The sequence below is a fragment of the Mycoplana rhizolycopersici genome (assembly GCF_013378445.1).
Classification (GTDB): Bacteria; Pseudomonadota; Alphaproteobacteria; order Rhizobiales; family Rhizobiaceae; genus Mycoplana; species Mycoplana rhizolycopersici.
In genome coordinates this window covers 1-254 of the sequence record NZ_JABXYK010000075.1, presented here as the reverse complement: position 1 = coordinate 254, position 254 = coordinate 1, and the positions used below count along the sequence as shown (strand labels likewise).

Below are 254 nucleotides of genomic sequence, written 5' to 3'. Positions count from 1 at the left end.
CCGCGAAAAGATGGAGGATTGGCGCAGAGACTACAATGAGTTTCGGCCCCATGGTGCGATCGGCAACAAGGTACCGATCTCGCTGATGAATCCGGGAAGCGCCGCCAGCCCGCTTCCCTGAGTTAGGTGATCTGAACCCTTCAAACTGGACCAATTTTGGTTAGAGTTTTCCGGTGATTTTTCCTGGCTGGGAAAGGAACGGAAGACGATGAAGGCATCGCAGTTTTCGGACGCGCAGAAGGCGTTCATTCTGA

Annotated in this window: 1 protein-coding gene; it reads left to right on the top strand. The window is 53.5% G+C overall.

Translation table 11 applies throughout. The annotated features are described in order from the left end of the window. Positions 1-121 (top strand): integrase core domain-containing protein (locus tag HV823_RS26475; protein ID WP_176952637.1); only part of this gene is annotated, 121 nt, incomplete at its 5' end. Positions 122-254 lie beyond the last annotated feature (133 nt).